The organism is Burkholderia sp. BCC0044 (assembly GCF_902832955.1).
Classification (GTDB): Bacteria; Pseudomonadota; Gammaproteobacteria; order Burkholderiales; family Burkholderiaceae; genus Burkholderia.
The window spans coordinates 1,575,202-1,597,084 of record NZ_CADFDO010000002.1 but is presented as its reverse complement, the minus strand read 5'-3'; the positions used below and the strand labels follow the sequence as shown (position 1 = coordinate 1,597,084).

15 protein-coding genes and 1 tRNA gene are annotated in these 21,883 nt (G+C 66.4%); 8 read left to right on the top strand and 8 right to left on the bottom strand.

The window, feature by feature from the left end; all coding sequences use genetic code 11:
* Nucleotides 1–148 precede the first annotated feature (148 nt).
* The 7 genes from HWX14_RS15575 (at nucleotide 149) to HWX14_RS15545 (ending at nucleotide 8,862) form a co-directional block, all read left to right on the top strand.
* Nucleotides 149–1,369, top strand: coding sequence for an NAD(P)/FAD-dependent oxidoreductase (locus HWX14_RS15575; RefSeq protein ID WP_175883512.1), 1,221 nt, complete (start codon nucleotides 149–151; stop codon nucleotides 1,367–1,369).
* Between the two features lie 105 nt (nucleotides 1,370–1,474).
* Nucleotides 1,475–1,687, top strand: a complete 213-nt coding sequence (gene rpsU / locus HWX14_RS15570; RefSeq protein ID WP_006479415.1) for a 30S ribosomal protein S21 — start codon at nucleotides 1,475–1,477, stop codon at nucleotides 1,685–1,687.
* A gap of 194 nt (nucleotides 1,688–1,881) precedes the next feature.
* Nucleotides 1,882–2,328 carry a GatB/YqeY domain-containing protein gene (locus HWX14_RS15565; RefSeq protein WP_175883511.1) on the top strand — a complete coding sequence of 149 codons (447 nt, stop codon included), beginning with the start codon at nucleotides 1,882–1,884 and terminating at the stop codon, nucleotides 2,326–2,328.
* 70 nt (nucleotides 2,329–2,398) lie between these two features.
* Complete coding sequence (dnaG, locus tag HWX14_RS15560) at nucleotides 2,399–4,276, top strand: DNA primase (RefSeq protein WP_175883510.1); 1,878 nt, start codon at nucleotides 2,399–2,401, stop codon at nucleotides 4,274–4,276.
* Between the two features lie 88 nt (nucleotides 4,277–4,364).
* Complete coding sequence (gene rpoD / locus HWX14_RS15555; RefSeq protein ID WP_175883509.1) at nucleotides 4,365–6,782, top strand: RNA polymerase sigma factor RpoD; 2,418 nt, start codon at nucleotides 4,365–4,367, stop codon at nucleotides 6,780–6,782.
* Between the two features lie 138 nt (nucleotides 6,783–6,920).
* A tRNA-Ile gene (locus HWX14_RS15550) sits at nucleotides 6,921–6,999 on the top strand.
* A 312-nt stretch (nucleotides 7,000–7,311) separates the two neighbouring features.
* Nucleotides 7,312–8,862 carry a phospholipase D family protein gene (locus HWX14_RS15545; RefSeq protein ID WP_175883508.1) on the top strand — a complete coding sequence of 517 codons (1,551 nt, stop codon included), beginning with the start codon at nucleotides 7,312–7,314 and terminating at the stop codon, nucleotides 8,860–8,862.
* Nucleotides 8,863–8,869: 7 nt separating this feature from the next.
* Here HWX14_RS15545 and HWX14_RS15540 read toward each other — a convergent pair whose 3' ends face one another.
* A complete protein-coding gene (locus HWX14_RS15540) occupies nucleotides 8,870–10,336 on the bottom strand; it encodes a PLP-dependent aminotransferase family protein (RefSeq protein WP_175883507.1) in 1,467 nt (488 codons plus the stop codon).
* A gap of 199 nt (nucleotides 10,337–10,535) precedes the next feature.
* Between HWX14_RS15540 and HWX14_RS15535 the strand changes: the two genes are divergently transcribed.
* Entirely contained in the window at nucleotides 10,536–11,186 is a 651-nt protein-coding gene (locus HWX14_RS15535; protein ID WP_175883506.1) for a pyridoxamine 5'-phosphate oxidase family protein, read from the top strand.
* A gap of 147 nt (nucleotides 11,187–11,333) precedes the next feature.
* Here HWX14_RS15535 and HWX14_RS15530 read toward each other — a convergent pair whose 3' ends face one another.
* From HWX14_RS15530 to HWX14_RS15500, 7 genes are all read right to left on the bottom strand, one after another.
* Entirely contained in the window at nucleotides 11,334–13,166 is a 1,833-nt protein-coding gene (locus tag HWX14_RS15530; protein WP_175883505.1) for a S53 family peptidase, read from the bottom strand.
* A gap of 628 nt (nucleotides 13,167–13,794) precedes the next feature.
* Nucleotides 13,795–14,421, bottom strand: coding sequence for a histidine kinase (locus HWX14_RS15525; RefSeq protein WP_175883504.1), 627 nt, complete (start codon nucleotides 14,419–14,421; stop codon nucleotides 13,795–13,797).
* Nucleotides 14,418–15,110: a response regulator gene (locus HWX14_RS15520; RefSeq protein ID WP_175883503.1), complete on the bottom strand. Its 693-nt coding sequence runs from the start codon at nucleotides 15,108–15,110 to the stop codon at nucleotides 14,418–14,420. Before HWX14_RS15520 ends, HWX14_RS15525 begins: the two co-directional genes overlap by 4 nt.
* A gap of 100 nt (nucleotides 15,111–15,210) precedes the next feature.
* Complete coding sequence (locus HWX14_RS15515; RefSeq protein ID WP_175883502.1) at nucleotides 15,211–16,641, bottom strand: efflux transporter outer membrane subunit; 1,431 nt, start codon at nucleotides 16,639–16,641, stop codon at nucleotides 15,211–15,213.
* A gap of 4 nt (nucleotides 16,642–16,645) precedes the next feature.
* Nucleotides 16,646–19,789 (bottom strand): efflux RND transporter permease subunit, encoded by a 3,144-nt coding sequence (locus HWX14_RS15510; protein WP_175883501.1) that lies wholly within the window; start codon nucleotides 19,787–19,789, stop codon nucleotides 16,646–16,648.
* Nucleotides 19,790–19,809: 20 nt separating this feature from the next.
* Complete coding sequence (locus HWX14_RS15505) at nucleotides 19,810–20,970, bottom strand: efflux RND transporter periplasmic adaptor subunit (RefSeq protein WP_175883500.1); 1,161 nt, start codon at nucleotides 20,968–20,970, stop codon at nucleotides 19,810–19,812.
* 266 nt (nucleotides 20,971–21,236) lie between these two features.
* On the bottom strand, nucleotides 21,237–21,848 hold the full coding sequence (locus HWX14_RS15500) for an ankyrin repeat domain-containing protein (protein ID WP_175883499.1): 612 nt from the start codon (nucleotides 21,846–21,848) through the stop codon (nucleotides 21,237–21,239).
* Nucleotides 21,849–21,883 lie beyond the last annotated feature (35 nt).

The following is a 21,883-nucleotide window of genomic DNA, read 5'->3' as shown; positions in this document are numbered from 1 at the left end:
GCTGCGCCAACATCCAAACGTTGCGTTCGCCGCCGCCGCATGTATCATTCGCCCTTCCTCAAGATATCCATCCGCCACTTACTTGTAAGTGTCTGATAAATCTAGATAATTTTCCTAACCCTTGCAAGGTTCCTGAACAATCCGCGCCATGGAAACTTACGACATCGCCGTGATCGGCGCGGGCGCCGCCGGGATGATGAGTGCCGCGGTCGCCGGGCAACTCGGCCGCCGCGTGGTGCTGATCGACCATGCGCCGCGGCTCGCCGAGAAAATCCGCATTTCGGGCGGCGGCCGCTGCAACTTCACGAACCTCCATGCGGGCCCCGACAACTACCTGTCGTCGAATCCGCATTTCGCGCGCTCGGCGCTTGCGCGCTATACGCCGCGCGACTTCCTCGGGCTGCTCAAGCGCCATCACGTGACCTGGCACGAAAAGCACAAGGGCCAGCTCTTTTGCGACCACGGCAGCGACGCGATCATCGACGTGCTGAAGCACGAGTGCGACGCGGGCGGCGTCGCCTGGCGCCGGCCGGTGGTCGTCGAAGCGGTGCGCCACGCGCCGGCCGACGGTTTCACGCTCGACACGCAGCAGGCCGGCCCGATCGGTGCGCGCGCACTGATCGTCGCGACCGGCGGCCTGTCGATCCCGAAGATCGGCGCGACCGACTTCGGCTATCGGCTCGCGAAGCAGTTCGGCCACAAGCTCGTCGATACGCGGCCCGCGCTCGTGCCGCTGACGTTCGCGCCGCAGGACTGGGCGCCGTTCGCGCCGCTGTCCGGCGTATCGCTCGAAGTGCGCGTATCGACCGGCGACAAAAAACGCGGCGGCGAATTCGTCGAGGACCTGCTGCTGACCCATCGCGGGCTGTCCGGGCCCGGCATCCTGCAGATCTCGAGCTACTGGCAGCCCGGCGACCCGATCCGCGTCGACCTGCTGCCGCAGCGCGACACGGTGGCCGACCTGCTCGACGCGAAACGCACGTCGAAGCGCCAGATCGGCTCACTCCTCGCCGACTGGGTGCCGTCGCGCCTCGCGCATGCATGGCTCGACACGCATCGCATCGCGGCAGACGCGCGGCTCGCCGATCTGCCCGACAAGACGCTGCGCCAGATCGGCGACGCGCTGTCCGGCTGGACGCTGACGCCGAACGGCACCGAAGGCTACAAGAAGGCCGAAGTGACGAAGGGCGGGGTCGATACGCGCGAGCTGTCGTCGGCGACGATGATGAGCGCACGGGTGCCGGGGCTGTTCTTCATCGGCGAGGCGGTGGACGTGACGGGCTGGCTCGGCGGCTACAACTTCCAGTGGGCGTGGGCGTCCGGCACGGCGGCCGGGCAGGCCGCGGCCGAGTACGCGCGAGGCGCCTGACGCGCCGGCCGGCGCCGTTCCGGCGGGGTTGGGGTCCGTGCCTTTGAGCAATCGCTCTGCTATACTCGGTAGTCTTTCCCTGCAAACCTTTATTCGTGTCGGATCATGACGATCATTCGCGTTAAAGAGAACGAGCCGTTCGAAGTTGCAATGCGTCGCTTCAAGCGCACGATCGAGAAGAACGGTCTGCTGACCGAACTTCGTGCGCGCGAGTTTTACGAGAAGCCGACCGCAGAACGCAAGCGCAAGAAGGCCGCTGCGGTGAAGCGTCATTACAAGCGTATTCGCAGCCAGACGCTGCCGAAGAAGCTGTACTGAACGATTGGGCGCCGCGCGGTTCGCTGAGCGGCGCACCGGCGACTCCGCGCGATTCGGGGCGATCGCGCAGCCGATCAGGCGGCGAGTCGCCGATGCCGGATTCGAGCAACCCGCTTGAGACACTGTCCCAAGCGGGTTTTTGTGTTGACGCCTGTTCGCGGGCGTCGGATTCACGTTTCCATCCCGGGTGAAAGATGAGTTTGAAAGAGCAGATCAGCGAAGACATGAAGGCCGCGATGCGCGCGAAGGAAAGCGAGCGCCTGGCAACGATTCGCCTGCTGATGGCCGCGATCAAGCAGCGCGAAGTCGATGATCGGGTCACGCTGGACGACGCGGGCATCACGGCCGTGATCGACAAGATGATCAAGCAGCGCAAGGATTCGATCAGCCAGTTCCAGGCGGCCGGCCGCGACGATCTGGTCGCGAAGGAGCAGGCCGAGCTGGACGTGCTGGGCGGCTACATGCCCGCGCAACTGTCGGACGCCGAAGTGGCGGCCGAGGTCCAGGCGGCGGTCGCGCAAACCGGCGCAGCCGGCCCGCAGGACATGGGCAAGGTGATGGGCGTGCTGAAGGGCAAGCTCGCCGGCCGTGCCGACATGACGGCCGTATCCGCGCAGGTCAAGGCCGCGCTCACGAAGTAAAACCCGTTCCCGGCGCGCCCAGCGATGCGTGCGCCGGGCGTCGTATTGTCTTTTTTCGCTCGATCCCACGGTGATTCCGCATTCGTTCCTGCAGGATTTGCTGAACCGCGTCGATATCGTCGACGTGGTGGGTCGGTACGTGCAGCTCAAGAAGGGCGGCGCCAACTTCATGGGGCTGTGCCCGTTCCATAACGAAAAGAGCCCGTCGTTTACCGTCAGCCCGACCAAGCAGTTCTACCACTGCTTCGGTTGCGGCGCGCACGGCACGGCGATCGGCTTCCTGATGGAACACGCGGGGCTCACGTTCCCGGAAGCGGTGCAGGAGCTCGCGCAATCCGTCGGGCTGACCGTGCCGCACGAGCCGTCGATGCGCGGCGGTGGCGGGGGCGGCGGGGGCGGCGGCGACTATCCGGCGCCCGTGTCGAAATCGGTGGCGACCGCGCTGTCCGACGCGATGACGGCCGCGTGCGACTACTACCGCAAGCAGTTGCGCGGCGCGACCGTCGCGATCCAGTACCTGAAGAACCGGGGCCTGACCGGCGAGATCGCCGCGCGCTTCGGTCTCGGCTATGCGCCGGACGGCTGGCAGAACCTCGAGGCCGCGTTCCCCGACTATCGCGACGAGTCGCTCGTCGAGGCGGGGCTCGTGATCGTCAGCGAGAAAACCGACGCGCAGGGCGTCGCGCGCCGCTACGACCGGTTCCGCGAGCGGATCATGTTCCCGATCCGCAACGTGAAGGGGCAGGTGATCGGGTTTGGCGGGCGCGTGCTCGGCAGCGGCGAGCCGAAGTACCTGAATTCGCCGGAAACGCCGCTGTTCAACAAGGGCAGCGAGCTGTACGGGCTGTTCGAGGCGCGTCTCGCGATTCGCGAGCGCAAGTACGTGCTGGTCGTCGAAGGCTACATGGACGTCGTCGCGCTCGCGCAGCTCGGGTTTCCGAACGCGGTCGCGACGCTCGGCACCGCGTGCACGCCGATTCACGTGCAGAAGCTGCTGCGCCAGACCGACACGGTCATTTTCAGTTTCGACGGCGATTCGGCCGGGCGGCGCGCGGCTCGACGCGCGCTCGAGGCGTGCCTGCCGCATGCGGGCGACAACCGGACGATCCGGTTCCTTTTTCTGCCGACCGAGCACGATCCGGACAGCTACGTGCGCGAATTCGGCGCGGACGCGTTCTCCGAGCAGGTCGAACGTGCGATGCCGCTGTCGCAATTTCTGTTGAACGAAGCAATTGCCGGCAAGGCGCTCGATCAGCCGGAAGGCCGCGCGAAGGCGCTGTTCGACGCGAAGCCGCTGTTGCAGGCGCTGCCCGCGAACGCGTTGCGCGCGCAGATCATGCACATGTTCGCCGACCGCCTCGATATCCCGTTCGAAGAGGTCGCGGCGCTGTCGGACGTCGATACGCGCATCGCGACGCCGCCGCGGCAGGCGCCCGCGCGCAGCGAGCGGCGCCGCGTGACGGACAGCGAAAAGCGCGCGTTGCGCACGCTGGTGATGCATCCGCGCATCGCGTCGCAGCTCGACGACGAACAGATTGCGACCCTGCGCGCGCTGCCGCGCATCGGCGAATTGTTCGCGGAGGTCGTCGATCATGCGCGTGCGCTGGGCGAAGGCGCGGAGTTCCGGCTGCTGTCGGATGTCCTGAGGACGTCCTCGAACGGGGCGACTTACGAGGAAATCTTCCGCGAAATTCTGGACTATGATGAAAACGTCCGCGATTTGCTGTTACAGAATCCGGACGACGAGACGGTGCCCGAGCGGCAGCGTGAGCAGGAACGGATTGCGGGGGAGGAGCTGCAGGCAGCGGTGCTCAAGATGCGCTATGACGCCTGCTGCGACCGGCTGGACAGGCTGGCGCGGCAATCCACCTTCACTCCCGAGGAACTGGCTGAATTAACGGAATTGAACCAGCAGCGAACCGACATGAAGCGTCGGCTCGGGCTGTAGGCGGCCGGGGCGCTTAGAGAGGGCTCCCCAGCGTGCTATAATATAAGGTTTCCAGCGGTTTGTTTTCCAAGCAGAGGCGAGAATCGCGATGGCAAAGACGACAGGCGGAAAGAAAGCAACAGGCAAGGGCTCGACGGAGCCGACCAAGAAGGTCACAGCGGCCAAGTCTGCTTCTTCCACCAGGACAACGTCTTCAGCCACGTCCGCCCCTGCAGGAAAGAAAACCGCGGCCGGCACTGCTCAGGCTGCGCCGGCACCGGCAGCCAGAACACGGGCTGCCGCGAGACCCGACTCCAGGCCGGCCAAGCCGGCGGCGAAGCGGGCAAGTGCGAAAAGCGCAAGGGACACGACTGCCGACGCGGACGAAACGGCAGTACGTACTACTCATGCACCCACGGTTCAACCGGCTGTCGTCCAGCAGCCGCGAGTCGATATAGCCGGTACGGCGAACTCCATGACCAAAAAGCTGAACGAAGTATCCGTCGAAGACGACGCAAATCAGAGCGACGAGCAGCCCGCAGCCGCGGCTGCACCGGGCAAGTCCAAGGTGCGCGATCGTCGCGCCAAGGAAAAGGCGCTGCTGAAGGAAGCGTTCGCGACGAGCACGCCGGGCACGGCCGAGGAGCTCGAAGAGCGCCGCGTGAAACTGCGCGCGCTGATCAAGCTCGGCAAGGAGCGCGGCTTCCTCACGTACGCCGAAATCAACGACCACCTGCCGGACAACTTCACCGAGACGGAAGCCCTCGAGGGCATCATCGGCACGTTCAACGACATGGGCGTGGCGGTTTACGAGCAGGCGCCGGACGCGGAAACGCTGCTCCTGAACGACAACGCGCCCGCCGCGTCGTCGGACGATGAAGTCGAGGAGGAAGCGGAAGTCGCGTTGTCCACCGTCGATTCGGAATTCGGCCGCACGACCGATCCGGTCCGGATGTACATGCGCGAAATGGGCACGGTGGAGCTGCTCACGCGCGAAGGCGAAATCGAGATCGCGAAGCGGATCGAGGACGGCCTGCGCCACATGGTGATGGCCATCTCCGCGTGCCCGACGACGATCGCCGACATCCTCGCGATGGCCGAACGCGTCGCGAACGAAGAGATCCGCGTCGACGAGCTCGTCGACGGCCTGCTCGATCCGAATGCTTCGGACTCCGCCGATACGGACGGCTTCTCCGCGAAGGAAGCGGAAGCCATCGAGAACGAGGACGAGGAAGCCGAAGAGGAAGAGGAAGAAGAGGAAGAGGAGGAAGACGACGGTGCCGCGCAGGCATCGGCGAACGCCGCCCAACTCGAAGCCCTCAAGCGCGCGTCGCTCGAGAAGTTCTCGCAGATCAGCGAGTGGTTCGACAAGATGCGCCGCGCGTTCGAGAAGGAAGGCTACAAGTCGAAGGCCTACCTGAAGGCGCAGGAAACGATCCAGAGCGAGCTGATGACGATCCGCTTCACCGCGCGTACCGTCGAACGCCTGTGCGACACGCTGCGTGCGCAGGTGGACGAAGTGCGTCAGGTCGAGCGTCAGATCCTGCACATCGTCGTCGACAAGTGCGGCATGCCGCGCTCGGAATTCATCGCGCGCTTCCCCGGCAGCGAGACGGATCTCGACTGGGCCGAGAAGATCACTGCGGAAGGCCATCCGTACAGCGCGGTGCTGTCGCGTAACGTCCCGGCGATCCGCGAACAGCAGCAACGCCTGCTCGATCTGCAGGCGCGCGTCGTGCTGCCGCTGAAGGACCTGAAGGAAACCAACCGCCAGATGGCGGCCGGCGAACTGAAGGCGCGTCAGGCGAAGCGTGAAATGACCGAGGCGAACCTGCGTCTCGTGATCTCGATCGCGAAGAAGTACACGAACCGCGGCCTGCAGTTCCTCGACCTGATCCAGGAAGGCAACATCGGCCTGATGAAGGCGGTGGACAAGTTCGAATACCGTCGTGGCTACAAGTTCTCGACCTATGCGACGTGGTGGATCCGTCAGGCCATCACGCGCTCGATCGCGGACCAGGCGCGCACGATCCGTATTCCGGTTCACATGATCGAAACGATCAACAAGATGAACCGCATCTCGCGGCAGATCCTGCAGGAAACCGGTCTCGAGCCGGATCCGGCAACGCTCGCCGAGAAGATGGAGATGCCGGAAGACAAGATCCGCAAGATCATGAAGATCGCGAAGGAGCCGATCTCGATGGAAACGCCGATCGGTGACGACGACGATTCCCATCTCGGCGACTTCATCGAGGACACCAACACGGTCGCGCCGGCGGATGCCGCGCTGCATGCCAGCATGCGCGACGTCGTGAAGGACGTGCTCGATTCGCTGACGCCGCGCGAGGCGAAGGTGCTGCGGATGCGTTTCGGTATCGAGATGAGCACCGATCACACGCTCGAGGAAGTCGGCAAGCAGTTCGACGTCACGCGCGAGCGGATCCGTCAGATCGAGGCCAAGGCGCTGCGCAAGCTGCGTCACCCGAGCCGTTCCGACAAGCTGAAATCGTTCCTCGAAGGGAACTGATTTCCAGCGTCTCTGCCACGAACGCCGCCGGTATCCGCATGATGCCGGTGGCGTTCGTTCCCTCTGTCGTCTTTGTTGTTACAATGCCGGCCCGGCCTCGTTGCCGGGGCAGCGTGTAGCACGCTTTGCTTCTCGTCTGGGCCCCTAGCTCATGCTTGGTTAGAGCAGCGAACTCATAATTCGTTGGTGCCGGGTTCGACTCCCGGGGGGCCCACCAGATTCGCTTCCCCGGTTGTCCGGGGAAGCCGCGAAACCCGCGATGCCGCACGGCGTCGCGGGTTTTTCTTTGGGGTGCCGTCTGAATGTGTCGATCGTATTGAACGCATTCGCGCCGGCGCCGCCTGTCGCATCTTCGCCACCGCGGAAACACTGAAAGCGTGCGGCCCCGATATCAATCGAAGTATGCTGTAGCGCGATCCGGGCGCACGCTGGTCCGTAGCCCGCGCACCGAGGACCGGCGCCGCGCTCCGTCCGGCAGCCAGCCAGAACAAACACAATCCGACTTCGCCCGACAGTGGGGGCGGCCAACATGATCATGCTGCGTTCGTGGGGTGCGATTCTGTCGTTGCTGATGCTTGCCGCGTGCACGAGCCTGCCGCTGCAGGCCGACCGCACGCCGACGCATGCATTCACCGATACCGACACTACGCGCCTCGGCGCGGCATTTCGCCAGCAGGCTGCCGCCCATCCGGGGCAGGACGCGTTTCATTTGCTGACCGATCCGGTCGACGCGCTGGACGCGCGCGTGCTGCTCGCCGACCGCGCGGACCGTTCGCTGGATCTTCAGTACTACATCTGGCATGACGACCTGACCGGCCACGAACTGGCCGACGCGGTCATTCGCGCGGCCGATCGCGGCGTGCGTGTGCGCGCGCTGCTCGACGATCTCGGCACCAACGCGGACGACCGCAAGCTGCTCGAGATCAGTTCGCATCCGAACATCGAGATCCGGCTGTTCAATCCGGTGGCCACGCGCCGGTTCAAGAAAATCGGCACCGTGTTCGAGTTCTCGCGCGTCAACCGGCGCATGCACAACAAGGCGATGATCGCGGACAACCAGGCGGCGATCGTCGGCGGCCGCAATATCGGCGATGAATATTTCGGCGCATCGTCGATGCTGGAATTCGGCGATCTCGATGTCGTCGTTCACGGCCCGGTCGTGAAGGACATCTCGACCGAATTCGACACGTTCTGGAATTCGCCGTATGCGTATCCGGTCGATACGCTCGTCGGGCACGACGCGACGCCGGGCGGGCTCGACCACGAGCGCGAACGGTTGCGCGACTACCTGAGGGCCATGGAGGACAATCCGTACGTGCTCGAGGCGCGGCAGCGGCTCGACCGGATCGTCCACGGGCAAGGTACGGCGTTGTCGTGGGGGCATGCGACGGTGCTGTACGACGATCCGTCGAAGATCGCGCACTCGCCGAAGGACCGCGACGGGCACCTGCTGCCGCAGTTGCGTGCGCTTGCGTTGCAGCCTCGGCACGACCTGCTGATCGTGTCGCCGTATTTCGTGCCGGGCAAGGAGGTGGTCGAGCGGCTGCGCGCGCTCACGGCGCGCGGCGTGCGCGTGACGGTGCTCACCAATTCGCTCGCGTCGACCGACGTGGCGGCCGTGCATGCCGGCTACCGGCGCTATCGAAGCGATCTGGTGAATGCGGGCGTGCGGCTTTACGAGCGCCGGCCGTCGGGCGACAAGAGCATTTCGAAGCAGGTCATCATCGGCTCGTCGCGCGCGTCGCTGCATGCGAAGACCTACGTGTTCGATCACACGAGCATCTTCATCGGGTCGATGAATCTCGATCCGCGTTCGCTGAACCTCAATACGGAGATCGGCGTTTACTGCGAGAGCCCGGCGATTGCATCGCAAGTGGCCAACGATCTGGAGGCGCGGCTCGACCAGATCGCGTGGCGCGTGGAAGCGAGAACCGATTCGGCCGGCAAAGGGCGGCTCAAGTGGGTTCAGACCGATGCGGACGGGAAGGTCACCGAGATCGATCACGAGCCGGAGGTGTCCGCCACGCGACGGATGGAAGTGTGGTTCCTCGGGCTGTTTCCGATCGAATCGCAACTGTGAGCGACACTCAGCGCCGCGCGCGGCGGTGCTGGTCGATGACGTCCGCGAACTGCATCGCGGCTGTCTCGATCGTCGCGTCGCTCAGCCCCGCATAGCCGAGCACGAAGCCGTTGTAGCGGCGGCCGTCGCCGATGCAGTAGCTGCTCAACGGTTGCAGCAGCAAGCCATGGGCGGCGGCTGCGCGCGCGACGTCGGTATCGTGCAGCGGCGCCGCGAGATCCGCGGAAAGATGCATGCCGCCCGGGCTTTCCCGCACGCTCAGCGACGTGCCGAGATGGCGGGCGAGCGCCGCTTGGAGGCTGCCGCGCCGCTCGGCATAGCGCGCCCGCATCTTCCGCAGGTGCCGCGCAAAGAGGCCGGTATCGATGAATTCGGCCATCGCCAGCTGGTCGGCCGAGTGACCGCGATGGACGAGTTCGCGCAGCGTGCGCGTGAAGCGTTCGACCAGCACCGGCGGCACCACCATGAAGCCGAGCCGCAGGGCCGGAAACATCGTCTTGCTGAACGTGCCGAGATAGCACACCGGCGCGTCCGCTTGCAGACCCTGGATCGCGGGCAGCGGCTGGCCGCCGTGACGGAATTCGCTGTCGTAGTCGTCCTCGATGATCCACGCGCCGCATGCGCGGGCGTGCTCGATGAGCGCCGTGCGCCGCCGCGGGCTCATCAGCGCGCCGAGCGGGTACTGGTGCGACGGTGTCGTATAGATCAGCCGGGGCGGGTGGGTGCGCCACTGCGCGTCGGTCGGCGCCATGCCTTCGCGATCGACCTCGATCGGCACGGGAGTCAGGCCGGTCGAGCGGAACGCGGTCCTCGCACCGTTGTAGCAAGGGTTCTCGAGCCAGCCGTATTCGCCGGGATTCGCCAGCATCCGCGCGCACAGTTCGAGGCTGCCCTGCGTGCCGTCAGTGATGAATACCTGGTCCGTGTCGCAGCGCACGCCGCGTGACACGCGGATGTACGCGGCCACCGCGCGCCGTAGTTCCGGCAACCCTTCGACCGGACCGTACGCGAGCCGGGCGGGCGTAATGGTCTTCCACGCGCGTTCGATGCAACGGCGCCACTGGGCAACCGGGAATTCGTCGAGGGAAGGGAGGCCGGGAACGAACGGCAGCATGCGTTCGGGCTCGGGGTCGGCATTCTCCAGCCCGTGCACGCGCGCCGACAGGCGAACCGGTGCGGGGCCGCCTTCCTTTTCGGCGCTCGGGCGGCCGCATCCGTCCCATAGCGTGATCGTGCCGTTGCGCGTGGCTGCCACGAAGCCTTCCTCGGCCAGACGCTCGTACGCATAGACCGCGGAATTGCGCGCGATGCCCAGCTCGGCCGCGAGCACGCGCGTCGACGCGAGCCGCGTGCCGGGCGGAAGCTGCCCGTCCAGCAGCATGTCGCGCAGGCTCCGGTAGAGCGCTTCCTGCTGGCTATGGGTTGTCGCGCCGTCCTGTCTGGCAAGCGATGAGATGAGCAGCGCGAGATCCATGGGCTGGTTCCAGAAATTTCCTTTGTGCTGGTTCTTTCGAAGACGCCGCGCGCATCGTATCGTTCACGTTCTCGCGGCGCAGGCCGGTGCACGCGTATTTTGCTCGATTCGGCGCGCGACTGTCGATGGGCCGGGCAGCCGTGCGCTCATGCACGGATACGGCACGATGCCAATACCATTCATTTCGCAGTACAGATAGATGAACGACCAGACCACTCTCTCTTCCACACCGCGTACGACCATTCGCCGCCTGCCGGAACTGGCGAGTCACGATCGCACGATGCTCTACCGCATCGTGGACGACGCGTACGTCTGTCACATCGCGTTCGGCGACGGGCAGCATCCGCACTGCATCCCGACCGCGCACTGGAGAATCGGCGATGCGCTCTATATCCACGGGTCGAACGGCAGCCGGATGATCAAGGCATTGTCGGCCGGCGCGCAGGCTTGCGTCGCGATGACGCTGCTGGACGGCCTCGTGCTCGCCCGATCCGCGTTCAACCATTCGATGAATTATCGATCCGCGGTGATCTACGGGCAGTTCGACATGATCGAAGGCAGTGCGGAAAAACTCGCCGCGCTGGATGCGTTGATGGACAAGATCGCGCCGGGCCGCAAGCACGAAGCGCGGCCGGGCAATTCGAAGGAAATCAATGCGACCCGCGTGCTGCGGATTTCGCTGGCGGAAGCGGCCGTGAAAGTCAGCGATTCGCTGCCGTCCGACAAGGAAGAGGATCTCGGGCTGGCGGTCTGGACCGGGATCCTGCCGCTGAAGACGACGCACGGCGCGCCGGTTCATGCGGACGGCAACGTGGCGGTACCGGACTATGTCCTGAACTGGGCCGATTGAGCGGCGCGGCGGGTAGGGCCCGCATCGGCAGAGGCGAGATGACGCGGCATGCAGAAAACCCGCGAAGACTGCGCAGCCTTCGCGGGTGGTTGGACGCGGTTGCGTGCGATACGTCGCGCTCCCGCACCCGGTTCGGTCAGCGATTCATCAGCGCGCGAAATCCGACGTGCTCTGGATGAACGCGTTCAGCTTCGAGATGTTCACGCTGCCGAAGCCCGTCGTCGCATCCCAGCCGGCCTTCGCCTTGTAGCCGTACGTGCCGCTGCCGTTGTTGCCGGACGTGACGTCGTGCAGCAGCGCCGCGTTGGTCGGGAAGTACTTGTAGATGCTCGACGCGGGGAACCCGAGCGCATTGTTGTTGGCCGACTGCAGCCGCGCCCAGATGCCGGTGAAGATCGGTGCGGCGAGGCTCGTGCCGCCTTCGTTGTTCAGGTAGCCCGAACCCCACAGCGTGTCGGACGTCTGGCCGTTCACGACGAGAATCGCACCGGTGCGCAGGTCGGCGTCGAAGCCGACGTCGGGCAGCGCGCGCTTGGTCGACCCGGTGAGGGTCGACGACTGCCACGTCGGCGCGGTCTCGTACTTGCTGTATCCGCCGCCCGTCGACCACACGGTGCCCGGCTGCCAGCTCGGATCGTTCCAGACGATTTCGCTGTTGTACGCATTGGTCGACGTATTGGTGAACAGCGTCGTGCCGCCGACCGCGATCACGTACGGCGACGTGGCCGGCTCGCTCACCGTGTAGGTCGAGCGCGACGGCGTGCCGCTCGCGCATTCGTACGCGCCGTGATCGCCGGCGGAAACCGAGAAGGTTTGCCCTTGCGCGACCGCCTGCTTGAAGATGGTGTCGTCGGTCGCCTGCGAGCCGGTGCTGTTCGCGGACGATTCGCACACGCCGAGCGACACGTTGATCACCTTCGCGACGTTGTCGGTCACGGCCTTGTTGTACGCGGCCGTGATCGCGGTGAGCGTCATCGACGGCGCGACGTAGAACACGACCTGCTTCACGCTGCCGCCGGCCGTGCCGACGATCGACTGGCTGTCGAGGTTCCATTCGACGGTGCCGTCGGTGTCGGTGTACGAACTGCCGGCCGGGCCCGTCTTCACGATGCTGCTGCTGATCGTGCCGAGGCCGTTGTTCGCGGCGAACGTATTGAGGTCGCTCACCGTCTGCGACAGGTCGCCTTCGGAGATGATGCCGACCGTGGTCTGCGAGGCCGTCGGCGTGCCGTCGCCGCCGTAGATCGACGAGAACTCGGTCGGGTTGTGCGGCACTGCCGACGCGCCGGCCGGGATCGTCAGGTTGCTGGTGTTGCCTTGGGGCTTGCTGCCCGCGCCCGTATGCACGAGCTCGACGTTCTGCAGGCCGAGCACCGCGCCGACGACGTTGCCGATCGCGTTCGGCACTTGCGCGGCGTCGGTGTTCGCATAGACGCTGCGGCCGTTGCGCGTGAAGCGCTTGAGGGTCGTGCGGAATGCGGCCTGAACGGTTGCCGCGGTGCCGGACGCGGACACCAGCAGCCGGTTCGGCGCGACCTCGATGTTCACGAAGCCCGCCTTGCGCAGGTGGGCGACGACGGAGGCGACCTGCTGATCGGTCGGCGCATATTGCGCGGCGAATTGCGCCGGCGTGAGGAACTGCCGGTAGTGCGGCGAGCCGGGCGTATGCAGGTCGCGCAGGTACTGGTCGAGCTGCGCTTCGTTGCGCAGGTTCAGGCCGAGCACGATGTCCACCGATTCGCCGGGCGCCATGTCGATGGCGGAGGCGGCAGCGGCTGCCGTGCTCGCGGCGGGCGCGCCGGCCGTGCCGGCTTCGTTCTGCTGCACGAGCGGCAGGAACCCTTTGGTGCGCGTTTCCGTCCAGCCGGCCGCAGGCGCGGCATGGACGGTCGCCATGCCGAACGAAGCGGCTGCTGCGGCGGCGAGTGCGAGTTTGGCGACGCGAATGTGTTTTTGTTTCTTGTTTGCAACCTGATTCATTTGAATTACCCCTCCGGTTGAACAACGAACGGCACGAACAACAACGGTCGACAGCGGTGCGGGTCATGCACCGCCGCTTTCTGTCGCATGCGGGCGGATCGCACGGACGCGACAGGGCCTTTCGCCCGATCCGGAAAGCGGTTTTTCTCCGGGGGCGAAATACGGAAAACGCGGTAACGGGAAGGCTGCGCCGCAGGGCGGGGCAGTCGCGCCGGATTCGGCGCGGGCGGGATTGCTAGAGCAACAGCTTCGTTGTCCTGCTCATTTGATTCGATCCTTCGGCCCGCTGCCGGTTGGCAGCCGTCCAGTGAAATGCATCGGGATACTGCACGCGCCGGCGGGCGAACGCATCATTCGGCGGCGCGTACTTCGGTGCAGCGGAAGCGAAAAAACGTGGAGCGGAATCGATTGTGTGGCGCGCAATCCGTCGGATTGCTTGCATCGGACGGTATCAAGAACGAAAGCGCGATGTCAAACTTTTTTTGATTATATGAAACAAAATTAAATCGAATAAACCGCAATGTTTTTGAAAGATCGGCGGCATTTTGTAATGTTCGAAACCGGCAACGCAGGTAATGCCGAAAGCGACTCGCCGATCCTTTCCGATGCGTATTGAAACGGCCGTTCGTTATCGAGGAAGTGCTCGAATCGCCGGGGCCTGTCGTTCGGAGATCTGAAGGTCGTCGACGAGCCGGAACAGCGCGTCGACATGCTGAAGCAACGCGTCGCACGAGGAAGCGCCCGCATCATCGGTGGCGAGCGCCTTGATGGCGTCGAGCCGGGTTTCGAGTTCGGCGAGCTGTGTGCGCGTGACGCGACTGCTGCTGGCGACGGCGGCCGTCGCATCGGATGGGTTCGTCGATTTCATTGAATGAGTTATTACATTGAAGTGCTCGACGAAGCGCGACAGATCGGCCGGGCAGCCGTCGCGGGAAACCGTGCGCGCCGACGGATCGCCGGCCACGATCCGGCCGGCGGTGTCCGCCATCGCGTCGAGCGTCGCGAGCATGCGGCGGATCAGCGTGACGAGGTCGAACGCGGCGGCCAGCAGGCAGACGAACAGCACCGTCGCGGGCACCAGGTAAGTGGACGTATTGCGGCGCATCCCGTCGGCGCTCGCGTCGTGCGGCAACGCGGCCGGCGCATGCAATGCATGGACGAAGAACGCGACGGTGCAGGCGAGCAGCACGACGACGATCGCGACGAGGCCGAGCGCCCGCCCGATCTGCCGGCCGGGCCGTGCGGGCAGCGTCATTGCACGCCTCGCAGCCGGTAGCCGACGCCGCGCATCACTTCGGGCATGCCCGGTGCGCCGGCCTGTTCGAGTTTCTTGCGCAGCCGGCAGATGTGGCTGTCGACCGTGCGCTCCAGCGCGCTCACGTCGGCCATGCATGCATCGAGCAACTCGCCGCGCGTGAACACGCGGCTCGGCGATCTCGCCATGTGCGCGAGCAGCCGGAACTCCGTCAGCGTCAGCGTGATCGGCACCTCGGCGCATGCCGTGCGCACGCGGGCCAGATAGCTGTCGGTGTCGATCTCCAGGTCGCCGACGCGCAGCATGCGCAGGGTCGGCGGCGCGGCGGACCGGCGCAGGATCGCGCGCAACCGCGCGACCACCTCGGCCGGGTTGAACGGCTTGACGATGTAGTCGTCCGCGCCGGCATGCAGTGCCTGCAGCCGGTCGAGGTCGCGATCGAACGCGGTGACGACGACGACGGGCGTATTGTCGCGCCGCCGCAGCTCGGCGAGCACGTCCCAGCCGTTCTTCCGCGGCATCTTCACGTCGAGCAGGATCAGGTCGGGTTTCAGGTGCGGCTGCATGTCGAGCACCGCTTGCCCGTCGGCGACGCGGTAGGTGCGAAAGCCGTCGTGCTTCAGGTACGCATCGAGGATGTCCGAGATGTCGGGCTCGTCTTCTGCAATCAGTATCAGGGAATTCGTCATGGAGTGTGCCGTGCGATGTCGAACAGTCGGGGCGGCCCGTTGCCGGGCCGGGGCGCGCCGTTCCGCCACGCTGCTGCGCGGGTGGAACGGCGCCGTTCGTTCAGTTCTGCACCCCGCGCTTCGACGGTGCGACGTCCTGGTCCGTCAGGCCGCCGCCGAGCGCCTTGTACAGCGCAACGGCATTGCCGAGCTCGCTGCGGCGCAGGTCGAGCAGCGCCTGCCGCGCCGCATAGAGCTGCCGCTGCGAATCGAGCAATTCCAGCCGCCCCTCGACACCCGCGCGATAGCGCAGGTTCGACAGGTCGGTGCGGCGTTCGGCCGAGCCGACCACGCGCGTCTGCGCGTCGATCTGGCGACCGAAGGTTTCGCGTCCGGCGATGCCGTCGGCCACTTCACGGAACGCGGCCTGGATCGCGCGTTCGTACTCGGCGACCGCGCTGGACTTGCGCACTTCCGCGAGACGCAGCTCGGCGCGCAGCCGGCCGCCCTGGAAGATCGGCACCGTGACCTGCGGCGCGAAGCTCCATACGCGCTGGCCGCCGTCGAACAGGCTGCCCATCGCGGGGCTGAGGAAGCCGATCGACGACGTCAGCGACAGGCGCGGGAAGAACGCGGCGCGCGCGGCGCCGATGTCCGCATTCGCGGCGACGAGGTTTTGTTCGGCCTGCTGGATATCCGGGCGACGGAACAGCAGTTCGGACGGCAGGCCGGCCGGCAGTTGCGTCATCACCGGTTGCTGCTGAAGCGGCAGCGGCTCGGGCAGATCCTTCGGCAGCTCGGCGCCGACCAGCAGGCGCAGCGCATTGCGCGCCTGCTCGACGGCGCGCGTGCGTGCTTCGAGATCGGCCGTCGCGCTCGCGACCTGGCCTTCGGCCTGTGCGATGTCGACGCCGCTCGCCTGATGCGCGTCCTTCAGGCGGCGCGCGAGATCGAGCGACTGCTGCCAGTCGGCGAGCGTGCGCTCGGACAACTGGCGTTGCTCGTGCGCGAGGCGTTCCGCGAAGTACGCGTCGGCCACGCCGCCGACGAGCGAGATCTGCACCGCGCGGCGGCCGTGATCGGTCGCGAGGTAGCGCGCGAACGCGGCATCCGATTGCGACTTCACGCGGCCGAACAGATCGATCTCGAACGCGCTGATGCCGACGTTCACGCCGTACTGGTTCTGCGTCGTGCCGAACAGCGGCGGATTCGCCTGCGTGTCGTCCGACGTGCGCTGGCGCGTGAAGCTCGCGCCGGCGCCGATCGACGGCAGGCGCGCGGATCGCTGGATGCCGTATTGCGCTTCGGCGGCCTCGACGTTCAGCGCGGCCACGCGCAGGTCGCGGTTGTTGTCGAGCGCGAGCTCGATCAGGCGCTGCAGGCGGCGGTCGCCGAACATCGAGCGCCAGCCGAGATCGGCGGCGTTCGCATTGAGATCGGCGGCAGCGGCGGCGGTGTAGGCCGTCGGCACCGGCATCGAGGGTTTGACCAGCGTCGGCGCGAGCGAGCACGCCGACAGCGCGAGGACGAGGGGAAGAATAAGCAATCGCATGGCATCAACCTTCCTGTCCGTGAGTCGGGGCGGCCGGCTGCTTGCGGGAAGCCCGCCATGCGCCGATGCGCTCCTGGATGCTCATCACGAACACAAAGAAAACAGGGACGAAGAAAATGGCCAGCACCGTGGCGGTCACCATGCCGCCGAACACGCCGGTGCCGATCGCGTGCTGCGTTTCGGCGCTCGCGCCGGTCGCGATCATCAGCGGCACGACGCCGAGGCCGAACGCGAGCGAGGTCATCAGGATCGGGCGCAGGCGCAGCTTCGACGCCTGCACGGCGGCTTCGATCAAGCCCTTGCCTTCCTCGCGCAACTGCTTCGCGAACTCGACGATCAGGATCGCGTTCTTCGCGGACAAGCCGATCACCGTGATCATCCCGACCTTGAAGAACACGTCGTTCGGCAAGCCGCGCAGCAGTACCGCACCGATCGCGCCGATCAGGCCGAGCGGCACCACCAGCATCACCGACAGCGGGATCGACCAGCTTTCGTACAGCGCGGCGAGCACCAGGAACACGACGATCATCGACAGCACCATCAGCATCGGCGCCTGCGACGCGGACTGACGCTCCTGCAGCGACTGGCCGGTCCACTCGACCGCGAAGCCCGGCGGCAGTTGCGCGGCGAGCCGTTCCATCTCGGCCATTGCCGCGCCGCTCGACTGGCCGGGGGCGGCGGTGCCCGAGATCCGCGCGGACGGGTAGCCCTTGAAGCGCACCATCTGCAGCGGCGTCTCGGTCCACACCGGGCGCACCACCTCGGACAGCGGCACCATGCCGCCGGCCGCGTTGCGCACGTACAGCTTCATCACGTTGTCGATCTGCATGCGCGCCGGCGCGTCGGCCTGGATGATCACCTGCTGCATGCGGCCCGCGTTCGGGAAGTCGTTCACGTAGGTCGACCCCATCGCGGTCGACAGCGTGTCGCTGAGCGTCGTGAACGACACGCCGAGCGCTTGCGCCTTCGCGCGGTCGATCTCGAGGCGGATGCTCGTGCCGGCCGGCAGGCTGTCCGGGTACACGCCGGTCACGACCTTACTTTGCGCGGCGAGTTCGAGCAGCTTGACCTCTGCTGCCTTGAGCGCGGCCGTGCCCTGGTTCGCGCGGTCTTCGAGGCGCATCGAGAAGCCCGAGCTGTTGCCGAGTTCGTCGATCGCCGGCGGCAGCAGGCTCATCACCGTGCCTTCGGTCACGCCGGCCATCGCCTGCTGCGCGAGCATGCCTTCCTCGAGCGTCGATGCGCCGCCGCGGTTCTTCCAGTCCTTCATCACGGACCAGTTGATCGCCGCGTTCGGACCCTGGCCCGAGAAGCCGTAGCCGATCACGGAAATGCTCGACTGGATTGCCGGACGCGCAGCAAGATGCTTCTCCAGCGTCTTGACCACGTCATGCGTGCGCTCGGCGGTAGCGTCCGCGGGCAGCAGAAAGCTGGTGATGAAGTAGCCCTGGTCCTCGTCCGGCAGGAACGACGACGGCAGGCCGCGGAAACCGAACACCAGCGCGCCCGAAATCGCGACGAACACCAGCATCACGCGGCCCGTGCGGCCGACCAGGCGGCCGACGCGCGTCTCGTACCAGGTCGTCAGGCGATCGAAGCGGCGGTTGAACCAGCCGAAGAAGCCGCGCTTCTCGTGATGGCCCGGCGCGAGCGGCTTGAGCATCGTCGCGCACAGGGCCGGCGTGAGCGTCAGCGCCAGCAGCGCGGAGAACAGGATCGACACGGCCATCGACAGCGTGAACTGCTTGTAGATCACGCCGACCGAGCCGCTCGCCATCGCCATCGGCAGGAACACCGCGGTCAGCACCAGCGTGATGCCGATGATCGCGCCGGTGATTTCCTTCATCGCCTTCGACGTCGCGTCCTTCGGCGACAGCCCTTCCTCGGCCATCAGGCGCTCGACGTTCTCGACGACGACGATCGCATCGTCGACGATGATGCCGATCGCGAGCACCATGCCGAACATCGTCAGCACGTTGATCGAGAAGCCGGTCAGCAGCATCACCGCAAAGGTGCCGAGCATCGCGACCGGCGCGACGATGGCCGGGATCAGCGTATAGCGCACGTTCTGCAGGAACAGGTACATCACGAGGAACACGAGCACCATCGCCTCGAACAGCGTGGCCAGCACCTTCTCGATCGAGATCTTCACGAACGGCGACGTGTCGAGCGGAATCGAATAGCTCATGCCCGACGGCATCGACTTGCTCAGTTCGGCCATGCGCGTGCGGATCGCTTCCGCGGTCTTCACCGCATTGGCGCCCGGTGCGAGCTGCACGCCGGCGAGGGTGGCCGGCTTGTTGTTCTCGCGGCTCACGTACATGTAGTTCTGCGAGCCGAGTTCGACGCGCGCGACGTCGCCGAGCACGACCTTCGAGCCGTCCGCGTTCGCGCGCAGCACGACCTTCGCGAATTCTTCCGGCGTCGTGAGCTGACCCTGCGCGGTGAGCGGCACGGTCACGCGCTGGCCCGGCAGCGCGGGCAGCGCACCGAGGCTGCCCGGCGCGATCTGCACGTTCTGCTGGCCGATCGCGGTCGTCAGGTCGTTCATCGACAGGCCGAAATTGATCAGCTTCTGCGGATCGACCCAGATGCGCATCGCGCGCTCGGAGCCGAACTGCAGCACCCGCCCGACGCCGTCGATGCGTCGCAGCTCCTCCGACACGCTGCGCGCCATGTAGTCGGCGAGCGCGCCTTCGTCGAAGCGGCCGTTGTCGGAGCGCAAGCCGATCAGCATCAGGAAGCCGGACGACGCGGATTCGACGATCAGCCCGTTCTGGCGCACCGCGGCAGGCAGGCGCGGCTCGATCGACTTGATCTTGTTCTGCACGTCGACCTGCGCCATCTCCGGATGGGTGCCGGGCTTGAACGTGACGGTGATCTGCGCGCCGCCGGACGTGTCGGCCGACGATTCGAAGTACAGCAGGTTCTTGACGCCGGACAGTTCGCGCTCGATGAGGCTCAGCACGCCGTCGTTCATCGTCTGCGGCGTGGCGCCCGGATAAGTCGCGGTGATCGTGACGGACGGCGGCGCGACCGACGGATAGCGCGCGACCGGCAGTTGCGGGATCGCGATCAGCCCCATCAGGATGATGAAGAGGGCGATCACCCACGCAAACACCGGGCGGCGGATAAAGAATTCAGCCATGGCTCAACGCTCCTCGTGACTCAGTGCGCGGACGCGGTGGTAGCCGCGTCAGGCGACTTCCAGTCGGTGGCGGCGGCCGGTGCGCCGTCGGTCAGGCGTTCCATGCCTTCGACGACGATCTTCTGGCCGGCCTGCAGGCCCGACTTGATGCGGTAGCTGCGGTTCGTGAGCTCGCCGACTTCGACGGCCTTCAGATGCGCGGTGCCCTTCGCGTCGAGCACCCACACCTGCGGCTTGCCGCCGGCGCGCACGATGGCCTGTTGCGGCACCATCACCGCGTTCGCGTAGTGGGCGCGCGGAATGCGGGCACGCACGTACATGCCGGGCAGCAGCTCGCGTTTCGGGTTGTCGACCAGCACGCGCAGCAGCACGTCGCCGGTGCCGGGATCGACGTTGACGCCCGAGAACAGCATGCGGCCCTTGACGTCGTAACGCGTGTCGTCGTCGCGCAGCACGTCGACCGGCAGGCCGTTGCTATCCGACGCCTGCGGCTGCGACGCGAGCGCGCCGCGCAGCGCGTCGAGCGACGCGGCCGGCTGGCGCACGTCCACGTAGACCTGGTCGATCTGCTGGATGCGCGCCATCGGCTGGCTGTCGCTGCTCGACACCAGCGCGCCTTCGGTCACGAGCGCCTGGTCGATGCGGCCGGCGATCGGCGCTTCCACGGTCGCGAACTTCAGGTCGAGCTGGCGGCGCGCGAGCGTCGCGCGGGCCTGCGCGACGTCGGCCGCGGCCTGGTCGCGTTGCGATACGGCGTCGTCGTACACCTGGCGGCTGATCGCATCGGCTTCGACGAGCGGCTTGAAGCGCGCCGTTTGCACCTTCGCGCGTTCGAGCCCGGCCTGCGCACGCTGCAGCGACGCGGCGGCGGTGTCCATCTCGGCCTTGAACGGCGCCGGATTGATCTGGAACAGCGGCTGGCCCGCGCGCACTTCGGTGCCTTGTTCGAACAGCCGGCGCTGCACGATGCCGCTCACCTGCGGCCGGATCTCGGCCACCCGCACGGCCGCGACGCGGCCCGGCAGGTCTTCGGTCACGTCGACGCGCGTGGCGGCCACGGTCATGGCCGCGACCGGGGTGGCCGGTGCGGCGGCCTGCTGCTCGGACGGCCCGCAACCCGCCAGCATGGCCGCCACCAGCGCGCATACGGCGCCGTGGCAGCATCGTTTCTGATTGTTCATAGCAACTCCAGGAAGCGCAGGCAGCCCACTGCCTGCTTTGACGGGGTGGAGTTTGCTTGGATTAGTTGGGGGCTTTTATGCGGAAAGATGGAGATTCGATGGAGGCGGCGAAAGGCGCCGAAAATCGATGGCGGACGGGGAGGGGGAATGGTCAGACGAGGCCGCGCGACTGCGCTGGCTGGCGACGACGGGCCTGCCGCGCGCAGGTGCTCGACGTCGCGTCGGTGGCGGGGTGCGAGTGGATGCTGCTTTGACGCGTCGTCGCGCTATGGTTTGGCGCCGGCATCGCGCAGTGCGTCCGCGGCGTACGTGTTGTCGTGCGTCAGTGCGAGCTGAAGCAGCGACTGGCCGCGCCGGTCGACATGGTTCGGATTCGCACCGTGCGCGACGAGCAGCGGAATCAGCTCGAAGCGGTTGAACAGCGTCGCGAATCCCAGCGCGGTTTCGCCGGCGCCGTTCGTCTGGTCGATGGGGCAGCGCGTGTCGATCAGGCGTCGCGCGATGGCGGGCTCGTTCCTGAACAGCGCGCCCATCAGCGCGGTGTTGCCGTGACGATCGCCGACGCACGCGTCGGCGCCGGCCGACAACAGGTAGTCGAGCGCCGCGGGCTGGCCGTCGTACGACGCGAGGATCACGGCCGTATAGCCGTGGCTGTCGGTGGCGTCGACCGGATAGCCGGCATCGTGCAACGCGCGCAGGATATCGACGCGGCCGATGCGTGCAGCGTCGAACCAGTCGTCGTCATAGCGGCGCAGCGCGGCAGGGTCGGCCTTGCCGTACGCCGGCTGGTCGGGCAGATGCGCGCAACCGGCGAGCGCGGCCAGCGCGAGCGCCGCCGCGGCCGCGCGGATCGCGTGGGTGAAGCGTTCGGATCGCATGAGGTGTCCTGATGAAGAGGGCAGGCCGACGTGTG